The 19,481-nt window shown below is 62.9% G+C and carries 11 protein-coding genes; 7 read left to right on the top strand and 4 right to left on the bottom strand.

The annotated features are described in order from the left end of the window. Positions 1 to 27: 27 nt before the first annotated feature. The 4 genes from J3U06_RS07820 to J3U06_RS07835 form a co-directional block, all read right to left on the bottom strand. Positions 28 to 2,358 (bottom strand): YhgE/Pip domain-containing protein, encoded by a 2,331-nt coding sequence (locus tag J3U06_RS07820; RefSeq protein ID WP_267444832.1) that lies wholly within the window; start codon positions 2,356 to 2,358, stop codon positions 28 to 30. Beyond that, positions 2,355 to 4,991: a YhgE/Pip domain-containing protein gene (locus tag J3U06_RS07825; RefSeq protein ID WP_267444833.1), complete on the bottom strand. Its 2,637-nt coding sequence runs from the start codon at positions 4,989 to 4,991 to the stop codon at positions 2,355 to 2,357. The genes J3U06_RS07820 and J3U06_RS07825 overlap by 4 nt, the downstream gene beginning before the upstream one ends. Before the next feature lie 194 nt (positions 4,992 to 5,185). Then, on the bottom strand, positions 5,186 to 6,493 hold the full coding sequence (locus J3U06_RS07830; protein ID WP_267444834.1) for a chloride channel protein: 1,308 nt from the start codon (positions 6,491 to 6,493) through the stop codon (positions 5,186 to 5,188). 57 nt (positions 6,494 to 6,550) lie between these two features. Then, complete coding sequence (locus J3U06_RS07835; RefSeq protein ID WP_267444835.1) at positions 6,551 to 8,980, bottom strand: S9 family peptidase; 2,430 nt, start codon at positions 8,978 to 8,980, stop codon at positions 6,551 to 6,553. 1,424 nt (positions 8,981 to 10,404) lie between these two features. Between J3U06_RS07835 and J3U06_RS07840 the strand changes: the two genes are divergently transcribed. The 7 genes from J3U06_RS07840 to pknB are packed head-to-tail and all read left to right on the top strand — an operon-like array spanning position 10,405 to position 19,385. Beyond that, positions 10,405 to 11,109, top strand: coding sequence for an FhaA domain-containing protein (locus tag J3U06_RS07840; RefSeq protein WP_267430888.1), 705 nt, complete (start codon positions 10,405 to 10,407; stop codon positions 11,107 to 11,109). Between the two features lie 36 nt (positions 11,110 to 11,145). Continuing rightward, a complete protein-coding gene (locus J3U06_RS07845; RefSeq protein WP_416378954.1) occupies positions 11,146 to 11,661 on the top strand; it encodes an FHA domain-containing protein in 516 nt (171 codons plus the stop codon). Positions 11,662 to 11,667: 6 nt separating this feature from the next. Further along, positions 11,668 to 13,236, top strand: coding sequence for a BofC C-terminal domain-containing protein (locus tag J3U06_RS07850; RefSeq protein ID WP_267444837.1), 1,569 nt, complete (start codon positions 11,668 to 11,670; stop codon positions 13,234 to 13,236). A 2-nt stretch (positions 13,237 to 13,238) separates the two neighbouring features. After that, positions 13,239 to 14,780 carry an FtsW/RodA/SpoVE family cell cycle protein gene (locus J3U06_RS07855; protein ID WP_267444838.1) on the top strand — a complete coding sequence of 514 codons (1,542 nt, stop codon included), beginning with the start codon at positions 13,239 to 13,241 and terminating at the stop codon, positions 14,778 to 14,780. Further along, positions 14,777 to 16,240, top strand: a complete 1,464-nt coding sequence (locus tag J3U06_RS07860; protein ID WP_267430894.1) for a peptidoglycan D,D-transpeptidase FtsI family protein — start codon at positions 14,777 to 14,779, stop codon at positions 16,238 to 16,240. The genes J3U06_RS07855 and J3U06_RS07860 overlap by 4 nt, the downstream gene beginning before the upstream one ends. Then, complete coding sequence (locus J3U06_RS07865) at positions 16,237 to 17,229, top strand: serine/threonine-protein kinase (protein WP_267401016.1); 993 nt, start codon at positions 16,237 to 16,239, stop codon at positions 17,227 to 17,229. The genes J3U06_RS07860 and J3U06_RS07865 overlap by 4 nt, the downstream gene beginning before the upstream one ends. Continuing rightward, positions 17,226 to 19,385 carry a Stk1 family PASTA domain-containing Ser/Thr kinase gene (pknB, locus tag J3U06_RS07870; RefSeq protein ID WP_267444839.1) on the top strand — a complete coding sequence of 720 codons (2,160 nt, stop codon included), beginning with the start codon at positions 17,226 to 17,228 and terminating at the stop codon, positions 19,383 to 19,385. The genes J3U06_RS07865 and pknB overlap by 4 nt, the downstream gene beginning before the upstream one ends. The last annotated feature ends 96 nt before the right edge of the window (positions 19,386 to 19,481 follow it).

Raw genomic sequence — 19,481 nt, forward strand, 5'->3', positions numbered from 1 at the left:
CCTATACCACCTTCTGCCGGACTCGCCCTACATGAGCCGGGTGCTCTCAAGGTTTCTGACGATCCAGTCATTGAAGCGGATGACGGGCTTGCGCAGGACCAGCCCCAGCAGCAACGAGGGCACCAGGAAGAGGGCCAGGGTGGCCATCTCCCGCCAGAACTCCATGCCGTAGGCTCCGGCAACGGCCGACTGCATGGCTCCTATAGCATGGACGAAGGGCAGGAAGGGATAAACCCCCTGGAAGAAGCCAGGCAGGGTCTCCATGGGGAAGGTGCCGCCCGAGCCAGCCACCTGCATGACTAGGAGGATAACGGCAATAGCCTTGCCGATGTCCCCGAAGGAGACGACCAGGGTATAGATCAGATTCATGAAGACGAATGAGGCGAAGACCGCCACCAGCACGAACATCAGCGGATGGACGCACTGGACCTTCAGGTAGAAGAGGTCTCCTAGAGCGATCAGGCAGCCCTGGAGGATGGCCATCAGGGCGAAGACCGCGAATCTGCCGAAGTACTCCTGGTAGAGCTGAAGGCCGAAGCGGCGGGCGTTGCCTGGCGACTCGGGGCGGAAGTCTCCCCAGGAGCGGCGGCCTTCGGAATCCTCATCCAGGTCATCGGCCCTCTTCCATGCATCCTGCAGGGAGTCCAAGTGCAGGACGGAGGCTTTCTTCTTGTCTGACAGAGCCACTTTCATCATGGCCGCCAGAATGGTGGCACCCACCCAAATGGAGAGGATGGTGTAGAAGGGGGTCATAGCCGACCCGTAGTTCATGACTGGGAAGACCGCATGCCGATGGATGCCTACCGGTGAGGACAGAAGGGCGGCCATGGTTTCGGAATCCCCGCTCAGCAGAGTCTTGACCTCCTGCGTATCTTTGCCCTGCGAAGCCTGGGTCAGATGTCCCCCTAGGTCGGTCAGCCGCTTGGAGGCCTGCTCCAGGCACTGGGAGATCTCACCCAGCTGGTCCTTGGCCTGGCTGATATCCCTGGTCATAGGGCCCGTCAGCCCAGAGGCGCCCTTGACGGTTCCATCCAGACCCGTCAGCAGCCGATCGGTCGAGGTGACCACGATGTCCATGGATGAAGCCAAGTCGTCCAGGCGAGGCTTCAGGTCATTGCGGTACTGGGTGCGGACCTGATCCACCGAGGCACGGGCCTGAGCGATCCTGTTCTTCAGATCCTGACGCTGACCGCCCAGCTTGTCCTTGCCCTCCTTGGCTGCCTGGGAAGCCTGGCTGATCCGGTCGGCCAGGTCACGTTGGGCCGCCTGGGCTGTGCGCATTCCGGCCTGGGCCTGATCGATGGCGGTCAGCAGGGCCTGGCGCTGGTCAGCTGTCAGATTGGCATCGGATTCCACAGTGCTGCGCAGATCCTCCAGGCTGGCGATCATCCCGTCGTAGTCGGCCGCCGAGTCTCTGATCCGCTCGCTCAGATAGTTCAGATGGCTGCTGACAGCATCGCTCTGCTGGCCCACCTTGTCGAAAGCGTCATCGATCTTAGAGCCGATGGTGTCATAGGCACCCGAGGCCTGGTCAAGGGCAACGTCGACCGCCTGGGCCGACCCGGAGAGGGACTTGCCCAGATCCTTGGACCCCTTGGTTCCCTGGTTCAGGGCCTTCCTGGCATCGGCCATGGCGGAGTCAGACCGACCCAGAATCCTGCCGGTGGCGTCGATCATCTTTCCGGAGGAATCCAGAAGGCCCGCATAGGCATTCACCTGACTGGAGGCAGTGGTCAGCCGCTGTGACATCTGATCGATGTGGCCGGTCGCCCTGGCCAGATAATCCTGGACCTGGGGGCTCTCGGAGTAAGTAAAAACCTGGCTGGCCAGGTCGATCCCCACCTGGCCCACGGTCTTGACGAAGGTCTTGTCGATGGTTGTGGCCACAGTGTCGGCCCCCTGCTCAGTGACATGGGGGGCGATGGCGTTTTTCTTTTCGTTCAGGTAGTACTCAAGGCTGGCATGCTTCACGTCCTGCGAGAAGAGGGTCATCATGTCCGCGCTGAAATCCTTGGGAATGACGATGGCAGCATAGTACTCGCCTGAGCGCACCCCCTCCAGGGCCTGGTCGCGGTTGACGAACCTCCAATCCAGCTGGTCGTTTGCCCGCAAGGTGCTGGTGACCGTCTCCCCCACGTTGATCCTGACCGGAATCAGGTCGGATTTGTACCCCTTGTCGGTGTTGGCCACGGCCACCTTGATGGCCTTGGTGTTCTTGTAGGGGTCCCAGCTGGCGGCGATGTTGAACCAGGCATAGAGGGCCGGGACAATAATCAGGCCCATCAGGACGATGATGGCGATGACGTTGCTGGTGGCATCGGCCAGGTCCTTGCGCAGGATCCTCCAGATGTTCCTCATCGGCGATCACCATCCTCGGGAGCGTCCTCCTCATCGCGGCTCATGACTGATTCGCGCACGGCCGAGGTCAGCCTGGTCATGGCCGAGGGACCCTGCCGACGCGGGCGAATCAGGGTGAGGAAGTCCATGCCGGGACGCTCGGTCAGGCCCAGCTGCCGAACATAGCTGTCGCAGATGTACTCGACGATGATCAGGTAGGCGTCTATCAGGACGATGGAAGCGATGCAGGCGATCAGCATGACGATCTTGGCTTCGGTGCTGAACAACAGGATGAGGAAGAGCACTGGCAGCAGAACCAGGACCAGACCACCCCGGATCAGCGTTGGATAGAGGGCCAGGAAGCGATGCGCACGCCGCCTTATGACGGCGCGGTAGTCGCCCTCGCCCAGGATGGAGCGGGCCAGGCTGCCCAGGCTCAGACGGCGGTCGGCTGAATGGTTCTGCTCGGTCAGCATCAGGTCAGTGGCACCAAGCCGCCGGTCGAAGAGGGCATTCAGGTTGAGCAGGTACCGCCGCACCACCAGTCCGATCAGGAGGGCCACCGGCAGGTACCAGAAGATGTGGAGCATGTCCTGCCAATAGTGGTTGCCGTACATGCCGCCGATGGTCTCACGCATGGCGTTGATTCCGTAGGTGAAGGGCAGCCACGGGTTCAGATTGCGGAAGAAGTCGGGCATCATCTCAATCGGGTACATGCCCGAGGACCCAGGTATCTGCAGGATGACCAGAACCACAGCCAAGGCCTTGCCGATGTGCCTGAAAGAGGCGGCCAGGGCATAGATGATATTGATGTAGACGAAGGAGGCAAAGACCCCGGCCAGGACGAACAGGGCGGGTTGGCGGCACTGGATGCCCAGCATCAGGTCGCCCACTGTAGCGATCAGCGCCTGGAAGAAGCCGACGAAGACCAGCAGAAGCCAACGACCCAGGTAAGCCTGGGTGGCGGTGCATTTGCGGATGCCCTCCTTGTCGACCTCCAGCTTGTAGATGGCTATCAGGATGAACCCACCCACCCAGAGAGCCAGATTGGTATAGAAGGGCGCCACGGATGACCCGTAGTTGCTGACCGGATAGACCGTGTGCGAGGCCAGCTCCACCGGCGAGGCCATGGCCTTTCCGAAGGATTCCGGGCTCAACCCCAGGGTCTGGGTCATCCGGTTCCAAGCAGCCGAGGACCCAAGGGCTGCCACATCGGTCCGAACCCCCTCCAGGTCGGACCTGACCGAGGCCAGGGAGGCCCTGGTGGTGGACAGGGTCGACTGGGCCTGACCGATGGTGGAATCCAGTTGATCCAGCAGGGCATCGGTTTGGACGGCCGTGGTGGCCAGGTTGCTCAGGGCACCTTGGAGAGAGCCGTTGGAGGCATTGAGGGCATCCAGCCCGGTAAGGAGGTTGGGCATGGTGGTCCCAGCCAGGCTCTGGCTGGCCGCAGCCAGAGCCTTGATGCCTGTGCCGCCGGTGTCGGTCATGGCCGAGCTCAGGTCTGATGCGGCCCGCCTGCCCGAGTCCAGAGCCGTCGAGGAGTTCTTCTTGAAGGCATCAAGGGATGACTTCTGCTTCTGGTTGGTCTTTTTCAGATCGTCAATCTGCCGCTGGATGCTCTCATAGGCCGGATCCCCAGAATGTAGCCCGGACTGGTCCAGACCCGACTGGAGCAGGTCCACAGCCTTCCCATTGGCATCGATCAGCTGGCCCAAGCCGGAATTGACCCGGTCCACCTTGTCCTGGGTGGCGTTCAGGTCGGCGGTGATCCCGCCTGCCACTGTATTCACATCCGTGACCGCGCTGGACAGCCGCACTGACCCGTCCGCCAGGGCCTGGTTCAGGGCAGAAGAGAACCGAAGACTGTCGTCGCGGGTCTTGGCCATGCTGCTCTGAGCTCTGTTCAGAGTGGCCTGGGTGGCCGATATCTGACTCTGCAGGTCCTTGATGTCGCTTCTGGAGCCGGCCACGGTCTGCCGGGCCTGGCCCATGGTGGAACCGATCCGGTCAAGCTGGCCGTCCGTCCGATCCAGCTGGTCGATAATTTCCCCCAGGTCGCCCACCACCTGGCTGCGGCTCTGCTCGGCCGCGCCCTGGGCATCGCCGACGGTCTGCAGGACCTTCCCGGCCAAGGCGTCGCTGACGGCCGAGACGAAGACCGCGTTGATCTCCTGATCGATGGTGGAGGCGCCGGTGTCGGTCACCTTGGGAGCGATGGCGTTCTTCTTCTCATTGACGTAATAGTTCAGAGCGGGCCTGTTCCCGGCCCCCTCGACGATGCCGACCAGGTCGGCGCTGAACCGTTCAGGAATGATGATGGCCGCGTAGCACTGGCCCGAGTGGACCTCTTCGATGGCCCTTTCATCATCGTCCATGAACTTCCAGCCCAGGCTTTTATTGCCGCGCAGCTCCTGGATGACCGATCTGCCGGCGTTGATCCTGCCCGTCTCTGCGGATTGCGCCCCTCGGTCCATGCTGACGACGGCCACGGGCAGATTGTTGACGTTGCTGTAGGGATCCCAGAGAGCCATGATGTTGAACCAGGCATAGAGGGAGGGCAGCACAGCCACGCCGATGGTCACCACCAGGGCCACGGGGTTGCGCAGTATCCGCCAGAGATCTCGCCTGAAGATGGCCAACACGGTCTTCACCGCCAGGAACCTCCTTCTTGTCTGTCCAGGGGATCACGGCACTGGCCTACTCCACTCGGATCGGCTGCATCCTCCCGGGACCTACGTCCGGCCTGAGTATAGCCACCCTTCCTTACTGGCCCAGACCAGTCAGCTGATTGTGAATGCCCATGCAAGGCCGGACCGTCAGAGCAGCAAGGGCTTCTGACGACGGTTTATGCCTTGGCCACGAACAGACGCGAGACCGCCATCGACAGGGCCACAGCCAGGCCCATGGGCATGAAGGCCATGACCGGCAGGCGGCAGACCTCCATGAGCATAGCCATGGCCATGAGCGGAGCCTGCTGGGAGGCGGCCAGCAGGGAGGCGGCGCCGATCACGGCACACTGCCAGACCGGCAGGCCGGGCACAAGGCAAGCCAGCGGCAGGCCCAAAACAGCGCCCATGGCGGATCCCAGGGCTATGGATGGCGTCAGAGTGCCGCCGAAAGCCCCAGCACGGATGGTTGCTGTGGTCAGCAGAGCCTTGGCCAGCGCAAAGAGGGCCAAGAGGGCAAGTGACCGAGCCAGCTGGAGCCCTGAGAACCCGACGGACAGCAGCTGATCCATGCCCATCTGGGCTAGAGCCCGGCCGTTGCCCATGACCTGGGGGACAGCCAGAGCGACCAGCCCGGTCAACAGAGCTACCCCCGTCAGCTGCCAGATGGCGGCAGGGCCAGTAGTTCTATGGGACTCTGCCCAGGATGTCATCCAGCGGAATCCGGCCCCCAGCAGCCCCATGACTGGTCCGATCAAGAGGACCGCTGCCATGAGCCATGGCCGGAAGGGATCGGAGCCGACCTTATAGTAAGGGGTAAAACCCTTGATAGATCCGCCGACCAGGGTAGCCAAGGCCGACATAGCCAGATTGACCGTCACCACTTCGGTATCCACCCGCCGTAGCAGCACCTCGATGCCGAAGAAGGCCCCGGTCAGAGGCGCAATGTAAATGCCGGCGAACCCTGCACCTGCCGCCGAAGCCACAAGCAGCGGACCGTCCTGATCACGCAGCCCCAGCCGTCGTCCCAGCCTGGTCCAGAGACCGCCCAGAAGAGCCCCGGCCTCGCGAGGGGCCACCTCCCTGCCTATGGAGCCGCCAGCAGCCACAAAGAAGATCTGGGTAAGCACATGAACCACGGTCCGGCCCGGAGGCATGGATGCACCCTTGACGGCCTGATCGACCGAGGGAACCAGCCTGGTCCTCGTCCGCAGCCAGGCCCAGACCAGACCGGCCACCAGCCCGGCCAAGGTCACCGAGGCCAGCCTTCTGATCGGCGGAACCACCTCAGCCGTGGGAGCCCCTGGGGTCTCAGCGAAACCCAGCAGGCCGACCTGAGTCAACTCAAAGAACCTTGCCAGCAGGCCGGAGGAAAGTCCGACCAATAGACCTAGGCAGAGCACCGAGACCGCCAGACCCCAGCTACGGGGAAGCCGGAATCCGCGTTCGGGACCTGGAGCCTGGTCAGGCTTTCGTTGGATATGCACAACTCCAATCTAGCGGGAGCAACCGCCAGCAGAGCGTTAGCCCAAGCAGTCTTTCCGTCAGTCCGTCTTGTTCATGAGGGCCTCCCGTAGGAAGTCCCGCTGCACAATAAGCAGGTTTTCGGCCACAGTCTCGTCGTTGGTCATGTGGGTGATGCCGGTCAGCGGCAGGACCGTATGAGGGCGACCGGCCGCCATGAGAGCGCTGGAGAGCCTCAGGGTGTTGGCCACGGAGACGTTGTCATCCGCGAACCCGTGTATCAGCATCAGCGGGCGGCGCAGCGAAGGCGCATCGTCGATAATGCCGTTGCGGCGGTAAACGGCCGGGTCCATCCCCAGATAGCGCTCGGTGTAATGGGTGTCGTAAAGAGTCCAGTCCGTGGGCGGGGCACCTGCACAGGCTGCATGGATCCGGTCGGGAGCCCGCAGAACCGATAGGGCCGACAGGAAGCCGCCATAGGACCAGCCGATCATAGCCACATGCCCCAGGTCGGCCTCGGGAGCGAAATCAGGCAGAGCCTCCAAAGCCTCAAGCTGGTCATCCAAAGTCACCTGGGCCATATCCTCGAAGATGGCCCGATCCCAGGCAGGCCCACGACCCGGCGTACCCCGGCCATCGACGGTCAGGACCAGGAAGCCCTGATCCGCCCACCACTGGGACTCCCAGTAGTAGGACTGGTTGAAGACCACCTGCTGGGCGCCCGGACCGCCGTAAGGCTTGAGCAGGACGGGCAGGCTGTCGGCGCTGGCGTAGGGGCTGGATTCAGACGGCCTGACGATGGCTGCGAACAGCTCGCGCTGGCCCATGCGTACGAAGTCCACGTTGGGGATGAATCCGGGATCACTGCTGACATCGGCCAGGACGGCGCACATGGCCCCCTGGCTATTGATATGGCCGGCATCCATGGCCCGGCGGTCAGGACGATCATGGTGCTCCTGCCGACCGCCAACCCGGCCTGAGGCGGTGGATCCACCAGCGGATCTTACGCTGCCGTCAGAGCGGGCTTTGCTCACCAGGCCCAGCCCTTCGGCCCCCAGGCGGTCCAGATCTCCATCAGCACCCAGATAGCAGTGGCGCACCTGCCCATGCGCCGAGGCCATAGTCCGGCCGCTGACCACGATGCCATGACCGGCCCGAGAGGCGGACCATACTCCGGGCAGCCGGTTGAGCACATGGATCGAACCGTCATAGCTCAGGCGCATCAAGTCGAAGCTGCGGGGATCAGTGGAAACCACCGCCAACACATCGCGATCCTCCACAGACAGCACCCGCCGAATCTGGCAGCCAGCCGGGGAGAATACCCTTCCATCCAAGCGCAGCCTCGTGGTGTCGGCTTCTACGTCAATGAAGGCGTCCACCAGCCCGCCCTGGGGCCGATAGGCCGGCAACCCGGGCACCAGGTCGATCCACTGGTCATTGCCATGCTCCTGCATCACCCTGGTAGCCACCTTGGGCGCTGCATCGGAATCAAGAAAGGTCATGTCCTGTCCCCGATCCAAACCCTGGCGATCATCCGGCACCTGTACCTCCAGGATCCTGTCCTCGGTCTGCCGACGGTTCTGAACCAGCAACAGCGGCCGATGCCCTTCTTGCCAACGGACCACAGCCAGGTATTCAAAGGCCTGATGATCCCAGTCCACCTCGCCCACCCAGGGATGGGCATCGTCCTGACCCAGGAGGACCAGGCTCAGCCCGACACGGGCATTGGACGTCAGAGCCTGGGGATACCGCCGGGCGCGCGGCCCGACCTGGGGATTGGCCGGATCGCTGATGTACCAGATCGGCTCGTCGGAGGAATCCGTGTGCTCGACCAGCAAGGCTCGGGAGTCCGGCGACCACCAGAACCCCTGATAGCGATCCATCTCCTCGCCAGCCACGAACTCGGCCAGCCCCAACAGCATCCGGTCATCGGTGCCGGGACGCAAGGCCAGGACAGCCCGTTCACGGTCCTGTCCGGCATCCTGACCGATGGCGACCACCATCAGCTGGTCACCAGTCGTATAGGCCACCATGGTGCCGTCCGGGCTGATGACTGGATTGAGCACAGCCAAATCGCTGTGTTCCAAGCTCAGGGCCCGCGTGGAGGCAGTGAGACCATCTGGGGCGATCAACGAGAGCCAGAGTCGGTCACCAAGGGCAAAGACCACCCGATCCCCGGCAGCATCCACGCTGTAGTCGACAATGCCCTCGCCGCCTTCTCGCGAACGCTCCCTCCGAGCCAGCTCGGCAGCCGGCACATGTTCCATGTCTGCATCCTCCAGCAGAGCCCTGGGGTCGGCCAGGAGCACCTCATGATGACGGCCCTCCTGATCAAAGACAGACAGCCAGAGCCCGGTCACCAGATCCTCAGGTCCGTCCGAGCGCAGAAAGACGGCACGTGAGCCATCCCCCACCGCCGAGACCGACCGTGGCGCGCCCAAGGTGAACCGCAGGGTCCGGGCCTTGACCCGCGGATATGCCTCCATTGCCCGATCCACCTCTTCGGTCATGCTCGCTCCTCGAATATCTCTGACATGATCACCATGATCCTGCGTCTGCCACGATGATAAGCGCCTAGGTGCCAAAGGGGAATTCGATCAGCCCCAACCGCAATGCGCCACCTTGGACAGCAGCAGACGTCAATCGTTCTACATGGGAAATTTGTATCACGGATAAGGCGTACCGCCGGACTACGACCAGCCGATGGCCACTCCCTGCGATAAAATAATATCGCTTTATCGCCAATGACTGGCCGATAGTCCCTGCTTCCCAGGGGATAGGGGTGTCAAGGTAGGACACCATGACTGCACATGGGGAGCAATCCACAATAGAGAAAATAGAGGTAACCAATGAACATGATGGTTCGTTTTAAACGCGCATGCGCGGTGCTCGCTGCCGGTGCCACCCTGGCCGGCGGCCTGGCATTGCTGCCTACCGTGGCCCAGGCTGTGGAGGGCAACAAGGGGGGCCGAGGCCAAGTCCGCCCCCTACCAGATCACCTTCGTCGGCGATCCAGAGGACGCAGGAGGCGCTCACGGGATTCATGTAGAGACCAACGATCAGGGCATACTGGATAAAAGCAAGATCCCCACTAACATACCAGTACCTGATTCCATGCAGGCTTCGCAGTCGTCCGACAAGCCTTGGACTGTCGTCGGCTGGACCTATTCGGTGATGGGTCCTGACACAGTCGACTTCACGAAGCCCTTTACGGCGGACACCACTGTCTTCGCAAAATGGGACCAAGCCAATGCAATCACTTTCATCGCTCAGGACCCGACCAACCTCGACCACGAACCTGCTACGCAGACGCTGTACACTGGCGAGGGCCACAAGCTGGCGGTACAGCCGGGTGCCCCGGCCAACTACCCCGGCTACACTTTCGAGGGATGGTTCAGCGCTGACAGCAACGCAGCGTTCAATCCCGAAGCCGTCTTCTCTGAAGATGCCACTTTCGTAGCCAAGTACACCCTGCTCAGCCTGCTGAGACCAACCCGGCTGGCAGCTCCAAGGAACCTGCCAAGGCCGGCGACAAGACCGCCGACAAAGCAACCGACAAGACCGCCGACAAAGCAACCGGCAAGGCCGCCGCCAAGGATCCGGCTGTCAAGGCTGCCAAGACCAACAACGCTCTGGCCAAGACCAGCGCTGATGCTGTGGCCCCTCTGGCCATTGCCGCTGGCCTCTGCCTGAGCGCCGGCATCACCCTGGGTCTGCGCCGCAAGCTGTCTCTGTGAGTCGACAGGCTTCGGCCTGACCCATGACGATCGAAGGTCAAAGGCCCCTGGCCCATTGTGGCCACGGGCCTTATCCATGCCTGGCAATCGCGTTCGTTCGAACCTGTTCATTGAAGAAATTGCAAGCATCCGACCGCCCATTACCCCCTTTCAGCAGTGTCACGTACTATGAAAGGGTTATATGGAAAGGGATGACTATGAGCGTTCTCGATCGTTTCGAGAAGAGCGTGGAAGGCGCCGTTAACGGTGTCTTTTCGAAGTTCGGCTCCAAGGACCTACAGCCCGTCGACCTGTCGAGCGCCCTCGAGCGTGAGATAGACTCACAGGCCATGCCCGTCGGTCGCGACCGCACTGTGGCGCCCAACGAGTATCGGTTCAGACTATCCACCCCAGACTTCGACCGCATTGAGCAGTGGGGTTCGGAGGCTTTGGCCAACGAGTTGGCAGACAACCTGACCAAGTATGCCGAAAGCCAGCACTATGCCTTCGTCGGTCCGGTTGTAGTCATCTTCGAGGAGGACCTCAACCTGAACAAGGGCGACTTCCACCTATCTGCCGAGTCAGTCCAGGGCAACGCGGCACCCGTCACCACCCCCGAAGAGTCCAAGGATTGCCCGGTTCTGGAGATCAACGGCCGCCAGTACCTGCTGACTGCCCCCGTCACTACCATCGGCCGTGGATCCTCCTGTGATATCGTCATCGACGACGCAGGCATTTCGCGCCGACACCTGCAGATCGAGATCACCGACAAGGGCGTGGTAGCCCGTGATCTGGGGTCCACCAACGGCACCTATGTGGAGGGACATCAGGTTCCCGCAGCCACCCTGCTGGACGGCAATACCATCACCATCGGCCGTACCCGCATCCTCTACTGGGCATCGTCGCAGGAACAGGATTCGTAAGTCGCCCAGGCCTTGAAGTAAGGTCGAATCATTATGCTGACTGAACTGACATTCGCCATCCTCAAATACGGGTTCCTGGCTCTGCTATGGGTATTCGTCTGGCTGGCCATCCGTTCACTCCGCAAAGACATCGAAACTTTCAGCCCCAAAACTTCGCACTCCCGTAAACGCAGCGAACGCGCAGCCCAGCGCAAGCTGCCGGCAAGCGCCAGATCCGTGCCTATCGCCCCGGTCAGCAAGACAGAGCCCGCAAGGGACGAGCCCTCCCTGCTCGTGGTCATCGACGGACCCCTGGCCGGCTCCTCCACGCCACTGTCAGGACGGCCCATCACCCTGGGCCGTTCCTCCTCGAACACCTTGGTGCTGGACGACGAATTTGTCTCTGGTCATCACGCGCGGGTCTACCAGGATCCCGCATCGGGCCGATGGGCCATCGAAGATCTGGGATCCACCAATGGCACCGTCGTCTCGGGTCAGAAAATCACGGCGCCGACAATCCTACCGGCGGAGGTTCCCGTGCGCATCGGAGCCACCACCTTCGAATTGAGGTAGCCGCCCATGACCAGGAACGAAGCGAGCCAAAAGCTGTTCCTCTACTCCACGGCGGTTTCCGACGTAGGGTACGTGCGCAGCAACAACCAGGATTCAGCGTTCGCCGGCGAACGCCTGGTGGCCATGTGCGACGGCATGGGCGGCCACGCAGGGGGGGACACGGCATCAACCATAGCCATCCGATCCCTGGCCCACATCGAACGCGACGACCGGAAGCAGGACGTGCAGTCCCTGGCCCGGATGATGGAGACCTCGGTCATCGCGGCTCATGACGCCATCGTGGGCAAGGCCAAGCGCGAACACCGCCTGTCAGGAATGGGCACAACGGTCACGGCCCTGGCTCTGGCCGACGACTCCTGGGTGCTGGCCCATATCGGGGACTCCCGGGGTTACCTCCTGCGGGAGGGCAAGCTGATCCGGATGACCCAGGACCACTCCTACGTGCAGCATCTGATCGACACCGGCCGCATCTCCCCGGCTGAGGCCCGCAACCACCCTCAGCGCAACGTGGTCATGCGGGTCCTGGGTGACTTCGACATCGACCCTCGCCCGGACATCTCCATCTCCAAGGCCCTGCCTGCAGACCGCTGGATGATCTGCTCGGACGGTCTCTGCGGCGTTTTGGAGGACTCGACCATCGCCGAGGTGCTGTCCTCCGTCTCGGACCAAGCGGAGTGCGCCCAGCAGCTGGTCACCTTCGCCCTGAAGGCCGGCAGCACCGACAACGTGACCGTGGTCATCGCCGATGCCACTCTGGCCCTGGATGCCGATGCCTTCGACCTGCCCCATCAGACCCCTCTGGTCGGCGGCGCAGCCAGCTCCAACCTGGAGGCCCTGGCTGACATTCTGGATGAGCCCGTAGCGGCCGCACCGCACCTGCGTGACGAGTCCCGGGAATCGCCCGCCAAGCGGGCCGCCGATCTGGCCCAGGACCGGGATGCCGCCAAGCAGGAGGGCGAGGAGGACGATGGCCGCACCGCCCAGCCCTCGGCTGCCCGCGAGGAGAGCGGCGAACGGCATGTGCCCGACACCAGCGAGATCCCCGTCGTCCACAAGAAGGACGGTTCGGACTCAGCCGACCCCTACGACCCAGATGTGGCCAACGCCATCCACAAGGAGCATCTGGAGCAGCGCAAGCGCCAGCGTTCGCGGCATCGGCGGATTCGGCTGATCCTGGCCGGCATCATCACCCTGGTAATCCTGGCACTGGCCGGAGGCACGGCGGCTGCCTACCGTTGGAGCCAGGAACAGTATTACCTGGGCGCGGACCAGGGCCGCGTAGTCATCTACCAGGGCGTGCCTACCAAGGCCTTCGCCCTCTCGCTGTCCCACCCGGTGCAGACCACGGACATCGCCGTCAAGGGGCTTCCCCAATCCTGGCGCGACCAATTGGAAGAGGGCATCACCGTCTCCAGCATGGATGATGCCCAAGAGCACGCCCGTCTTATCCGCAAGGAGGCCGGCGACCTCAAGCGCGAGCGCGCAAAGGAGGGCAAGGACGAGTCCGACCAGACAGCGGCTTCCCCGTCAACCTCGCCCTCACCGTCGGAAACTGACCAGAGCAGGCGGCAGTAGTCATGATCACCACCCGTCTGCGCCGCATAGGCCTTCTGCTCTTCTCCCTGCTTGTGGGGTTCATCGGTTTCTTCCAGATGTTCGCCCGGGCTGCGGGCCGCTTCCCAGGGGACTACGCCGCCCTGCTGGCAGTCACTGCCGCCCTCTTCATCGCCCTCTGGGTCCTGTTGGAGATTTTCCAGCCTTACGGCAGCCAGGCCATCCTGCCCAGCATCGTCATCCTGAGCTCCCTAGGCATCACTTTGATCATCCGCATGGATCTGCGCAACGCCCGGATCGGTCAGCCCACACGAGTGGGCTTCACCCAGCTTATCTGGCTGTGTCTGGCTCTGGTCCTGTGCGGGCTGCTGGTGGTGCTGCTTCGGGACTACAGACTGCTGCGACGCTTCTCCTATGTGAGCATGGTGGTGGGCCTGGTCCTGCTCCTGTCGCCCATGCTGCCCGGCATCGGCCGCGAAATCGGCGGCGCCCGCATCTGGATCGGCGTAGGGTCGCACACCCTGCAACCCGGCGAATTCGCCAAGCTCTTCCTGGCCTTCTTCTTTGCTGCCTATCTGTTCGACCACCGAGACCAGCTGGCTGTGGGCGGCAAGAAGGTCCTGGGCATGCGGATGCCCCGAATCAAGGACCTGGGCCCCATCATCATCGTCTGGCTTATTTCGCTGGCCGTCCTGGTCATCCAGCATGATCTGGGCACCTCGCTGATGTACTTCGCCATGTTCGTCTCCATGCTCTACGTGGCCACGGGCCGCACCAGCTGGATCGCCATCGGCGCCGTCTTCTTCGTCATCGGGGCGGTGGCCGCCTCCATGGTCTTCGCCCACGTAGGCGCCCGCGTGGATGCCTGGCTGCACCCCTTCAGCGATGCTGAGTTCGGCAAGACCTTCGGCGGGTCAGGCCAACTGGTACGCGGCATTTTCGGCCTGGCTGCCGGCGGGCTGACCGGCACCGGCCTGGGCCAGGGACGCCCTTGGATCACCCCTCTGGCCAACTCCGACTTCATCTTTACGTCAGTGGGCGAAGAGCTGGGGCTGAGCGGCCTGCTGGTGGTTCTGGCCCTCTACCTGGTTATCGTGGCTTCAGGCATGATCACGGCCATGAAGATCAAGGACGGCTTCGGCAAGCTCCTAGCCTCCGGTCTGGTCTTCACCATGGCCTTCCAGGTCTTCACCGTGGTGGGCGGCATCACCCTGGTCATCCCCCTGACCGGCCTGACCATGCCCTATATGGCGGCGGGCGGCTCCAGTCTGGTGGCCAACTGCATCCTGGCCGTCCTGCTGATCATCATTTCCAACGCGGCCAACAAGCCTGCGCCGGAGGTCAGCTCGGACACCTTCAAGTACGAGGCCCTGGCCGTCCTGCGCCAGCAGGAGACCAGCAAGCGCAGCGGACAGGACGACTCGGACTCTGATTCTGACTCCGACGACCAAGAAGTCCATGGTCGTCATGCCGAACCGGGCGAGCCGACTGATCGGGATGAGGAGACCGACCTGCCAGCCACCGGCCGCATCCCAGTCCGCCAGGTGCGAGGAGGCGGACAGTGAACAAGGCCCTGCGTCAACTCTTCAACGCCGTCATCGTCCTCTTCGTCATCCTAGGGCTTTCCAGCTCCATCATCATGGTGATCAAGGCTGGGAGCCTTAACTCGGACCCTCGCAATCTGCGCGCCCTCTACCATGAGTACGCAGCACCCAGGGGGGCCATCCTGACCTCGGACGGCGCCGTCATGGCCCAGTCCGATCCCATCAACGACTCCTTCCAATACCAGCGGCATTACAACAATGGTGCCGCCTACTCGCCCATCACCGGTTACTACTCCATCACCAGCCCGGCAGACCGGGGAATAGAGGCCTCGCGCGACCGTCTGCTGAGCGGCCAGTCAGACAGTCTGTGGATGGATCGGCTCAAGTCCCTCTTCACCGGAACCCAGAACAAGGGTGCCTCCATTGAGACCTCCATCAATCCCAAGATGCAAGAAGCCGCCTACGACATGCTGGGCAACCTGTCCGGGTCGGTGGTGGCTATCGAACCCTCCACCGGCCGCGTGCTGACCTTGGTCAGCACGCCAAGCTATAACCCCGACGACCTAACCGCCCACGACAGCGGCGATGCCTCCCAGGCCTATCAGAAACTGGCATCCCGTTCCGACAACCCCATGCTCAACCGGGCCACCTCGCAGCTGTATCCTCCAGGATCCACCTTCAAGGTGGTCGTGGCCGCGGCCGCCCTGGAGTCCGGCCAGTACCACATCGACAGCCAGTTGCCGGCCGGGGCCTCATACACCCTGCCGGGCACCAACTACAACCTGACCAACGCCACAGCCACGGGGAACGGGGTCAACGGCAGGATCAGCATGGAGAACGCGCTGGCATACTCCTCCAACACCGCCTTCGCTCAGTTGGGTGTCAGTCTGGGGAATAAAACGCTTGCCGAGCAAGCCCGCAAGTTCGGTTACGGTTCCACCATCACCTTGGACGGGACCAACTCCACAGGCCGGCCCATGAAGGCCGTGGCCTCCAAGTTTCCCGAGGACCAGTCCCAGGATCGGCTGGCCTTGGCATCCATCGGCCAGGGGGACACCTTGTCCACCCCCTTGCAGGCAGCCATGACGGCCGCTGCCGTGGCCAACGGCGGCAAGCTCATGCAGCCGACCCTGGTGGACCGGGTGCGTTCCAGCGACCTGAGCGTCATCAGCGAAACCACGCCCTCGGTCTACTCGCAGGCCTTCTCCTCGGACACCGCCAAGGCCCTGACCACCATGATGGAAGCAGTGACCACCAAGAGCTACCCCAATCTGGCCATCCCCGGCATGCAGGTGGCTGCCAAGTCCGGCACAGCCCAGATCGGCGCTGGCAATGCGGCAAATGACGGGTGGATGATAGGATTCGCCCCGGCCGACAGTCCCAAGGTGGCCGTTGCCGTCGTGGTGCACGGCATCTCCTCCTATGGAATGGAGATCGCCGAGCCGATCATGAAACGCGTCATGCAGGAGGCTGCCAAGTGAAACTGGTGCAGGGACAGCTCATCCACAGGCGGTACCGTTTGGACCGCCGCCTGGCCCAGGGGGGCATGGGCGAGGTCTGGAAGGGCTATGACATCGAACTGGGCCGCGTGGTGGCCATCAAGGCCCTGCGCGAGGACCTGACCAACGAGGAGTCCAAGCTTCTTCGGCTTCGGGCCGAGGCCCACAATTCCGCCAACCTGGCCCACCCCAACATCGCCGCCCTCTTCGAGTACTACGAGCACGATGGCATCGGATTCCTGATCATGGAATACGTGCCCAGCCAATCCCTGGCCGACATCTACCGAGACCGGGGCACCCTGGGCCCCATCGAGCTGCTGCCCATCCTGATCCAGACGGCCCGAGGGCTCTACGTGGCTCACTCCCACGGTGTCATTCACCGGGATGTCAAACCGGCCAACATCATGGTCTCCGACACCGGCGAGGTCAAGATCACCGACTTCGGCGTCTCCTACTCCACCAACCAGGGGCAGATCACCCAGGACGGCATGGTGGTAGGCACGGCCCAGTACATCTCGCCCGAGCAGGCCCAGGGTCTCCAGGCCACGCCCCAGTCAGACATCTACTCCCTGGGCGTGGTGGCCTACGAGGGGCTCTGTGGGCACCGGCCCTTCACCGGCGCCACCCCGGTGGACATCGCCGCAGCACACGTCAACGACCCGGTGCCGCCGCTGCCCGACTCAGTGGACAACCAACTCATGAACTTCGTCATGTCCATGCTGGCCAAGGACCCGCGAGACCGCCCGGCGAATGCCTTGGTGGTCTCGCACACGCTGGCCAGGATCGAGCAACGGCTGCTGGACCAGCAGCTGGGCGAGACGGAGGTCATCAATCCACGCGCACCCATGCCTCGACGCATTATGAGCAGGCCGCACGCGGTAAAAGACATCTTCAGGCCCTTCTGGGGGCACTATGGAGAAGGAAGCGCACAGCGCGGCCTTGAAGCGACGAACGGAGGGGATACCCTATGAGCATCACACTGCCGCCGTCCCTAGCGGACGGACGATACCGTCTGGGACAGCTGATCGGACGCGGTGGCATGGCCGAGGTTCACAAGGCTGTGGACACACGTTTGGGAAGGACCGTCGCGGTCAAGATCATGCGATCCGATCTGGCCAACGACGAGGTCTTCCTATCGCGGTTCCGGCGGGAAGCCCACTCGGTCGCCCTGCTCAACAACCCCAACATCGTCTCCATCTACGACTCGGGCGAGGAGATACTGACCGACGACCAGGGCAACCATGAGCGGGTGCCCTACCTGGTCATGGAATACGTCAAGGGCCAGACCCTGCGGTCCATCCTCAAGGAGAACGGCGCCCTGAGCCAGCGCGACAGCGAGCAGGTCATGCTGGGTATGCTCAGCGCCCTGGACTACTCCCACCATATGGGCGTCATCCACCGGGACATCAAACCCGGCAACATCATGATTTCGGAGCAGGGCATCGTCAAGGTCATGGACTTCGGCATCGCCCGGGCCATGGACGACTCTGCCGCCACGATGACCCAGTCCCAGGGCGTGGTGGGCACGGCCCAGTACCTGAGCCCCGAACAGGCCCGCGGCGAGAGCGTGGACATGCGCTCCGATCTCTATTCGGCCGGCTGCGTCCTCTACGAGATGCTGACCGGACGGCCGCCCTTCAACGGGGATTCGGCCGTGGCCATCGCCTACCAGCACGTCACCGAGGTGGCCACCCCGCCCAGCAGCATCGTGCCCGGCCTGCCGAAGATGTGGGATTCCATCTGCGCCAAGGCCATGGCCAAGGACCGGCAGAACCGGTATGCCACGGCCTCCGCCTTCAAGAGCGACATCCTGGCCTTCATGAACGGCGGAACCCCGGTGGCTGCCGCCTTCAACCCGCTGACCGACCTGGCCAACGTCAAGGCCCGCAAGGATGCCGAGCAGGGGGCCGAAACGGCCACCATGCCGCTGACCGAAGAGGAGACGGCCGCCACCCAGGCCTTCAACCCCGTCCAGGATTCGCTCAACCCTGCTGCCACCGGCGTAGCCACAGCTGAGCGCACAGCCGCCAAGACGGCCCAGCAGAAGGCCAAAAAGCGCAAGAAGATCATCATCGGCGCCGTCCTGGGAGCCCTGCTTCTGGTAGCCGCCGGACTGGGTCTCTGGACGGTCGTGAACCGGAACCATCATCAGATGGCCGAGGTGCCTACCATCAACGCGCAGATGTCACGGATCCTCGCCCGCGAGAAGGTCACCGCCGCAGGCTTCCACTATCAGGAGAAGGAGGACCACGACTCGGCCGAGCCCAAGGGGACCTTCACCAAGCAAAGCCCCAAGGGCGGAAGCATGGCTCCCAGAGGCTCCACAGTGACCGTCTGGTTCTCCTCCGGGCCTAAGGACACAGCCATTCCCGACGTCAAGGGCATGAACCAGCAGGAGGCCCGCAGAACCCTGGAGAAAGCCGGATTCAAGGTCTCTCCAGCAGCCTCGGTGGAAGACAGCCAGGACGTGCCCAAGGACCATGTGACCCGCACGGATCCCGCCGCAGGCCAGAGCGTGGCCAAGGGAACCAGCATCCTGATCTACATCTCCTCGGGCATGACCAAGGTGCCTGATCTGTCTGGCAAGAGCAAGGACGACGCGACCAAGACCCTGCAGAGTCTGCACTTCAACATCACCATCCGCGAGCAGGCATCCAACAGCGTGGCGAAGGATATGGTCATCAGCACCGATCCGGCTGCCGGATCCTCCGTCCAGCAGGGAACCATGATCACGGTCACCGTCAGCAACGGCATGCAGTTGGGCAACTATATCGGTATGACTCTGGGCGAGGCCAAGCGCACCCTGGGCCAGGGGGTCAATATCAAGGTCAATGGCCCCAACAACGACAACGCCGAGGTCACCGGCCAGGATCCTGCCGCTGGCGCCTCCTTCGACAAGTCCAAGGACACCATCACCCTGACCACAGCCATCCGCATCCCGCCCTTCTCACAGGGCGAGACCTTGGGCAGCTACCGGCAGAAGCTGACCAACAGCGGTGTCAGCGCCGACAGGGTCACCTCCATCGGCAAGGACACGGACAAGGTGACCGCTGTAAACCCAGCGGCAGGAAGCAGGGTGGACGACAACACACCCATCACGGTGACCACCATCAGCTCCACCAACTGACCTGATATGGCCCCGGCGGGCACAGTCCTGCCGTCGGGGCCATATGCTGGGTCATATAAGGCCAGGCAGCATGAGTACGAGGTGAATATAGCGGCG

This window comes from Bifidobacterium sp. B4142 (assembly GCF_026537325.1).
GTDB lineage: Bacteria > Actinomycetota > Actinomycetes > Actinomycetales > Bifidobacteriaceae > Bombiscardovia.

Coding starts and splice junctions, on each gene's coding strand:
- J3U06_RS07840 (WP_267430888.1), top strand. CDS start 10,405: ATGAGCGTTCTCGATCGTTTCGAGAAGAGCGTGGAAGGCGCCGTTAAC.
- J3U06_RS07855 (WP_267444838.1), top strand. CDS start 13,239: ATGATCACCACCCGTCTGCGCCGCATAGGCCTTCTGCTCTTCTCCCTG.
- J3U06_RS07850 (WP_267444837.1), top strand. CDS start 11,668: ATGACCAGGAACGAAGCGAGCCAAAAGCTGTTCCTCTACTCCACGGCG.
- J3U06_RS07835 (WP_267444835.1), bottom strand. CDS start 8,980: ATGACCGAAGAGGTGGATCGGGCAATGGAGGCATATCCGCGGGTCAAG.
- pknB (WP_267444839.1), top strand. CDS start 17,226: ATGAGCATCACACTGCCGCCGTCCCTAGCGGACGGACGATACCGTCTG.
- J3U06_RS07820 (WP_267444832.1), bottom strand. CDS start 2,358: ATGAGGAACATCTGGAGGATCCTGCGCAAGGACCTGGCCGATGCCACC.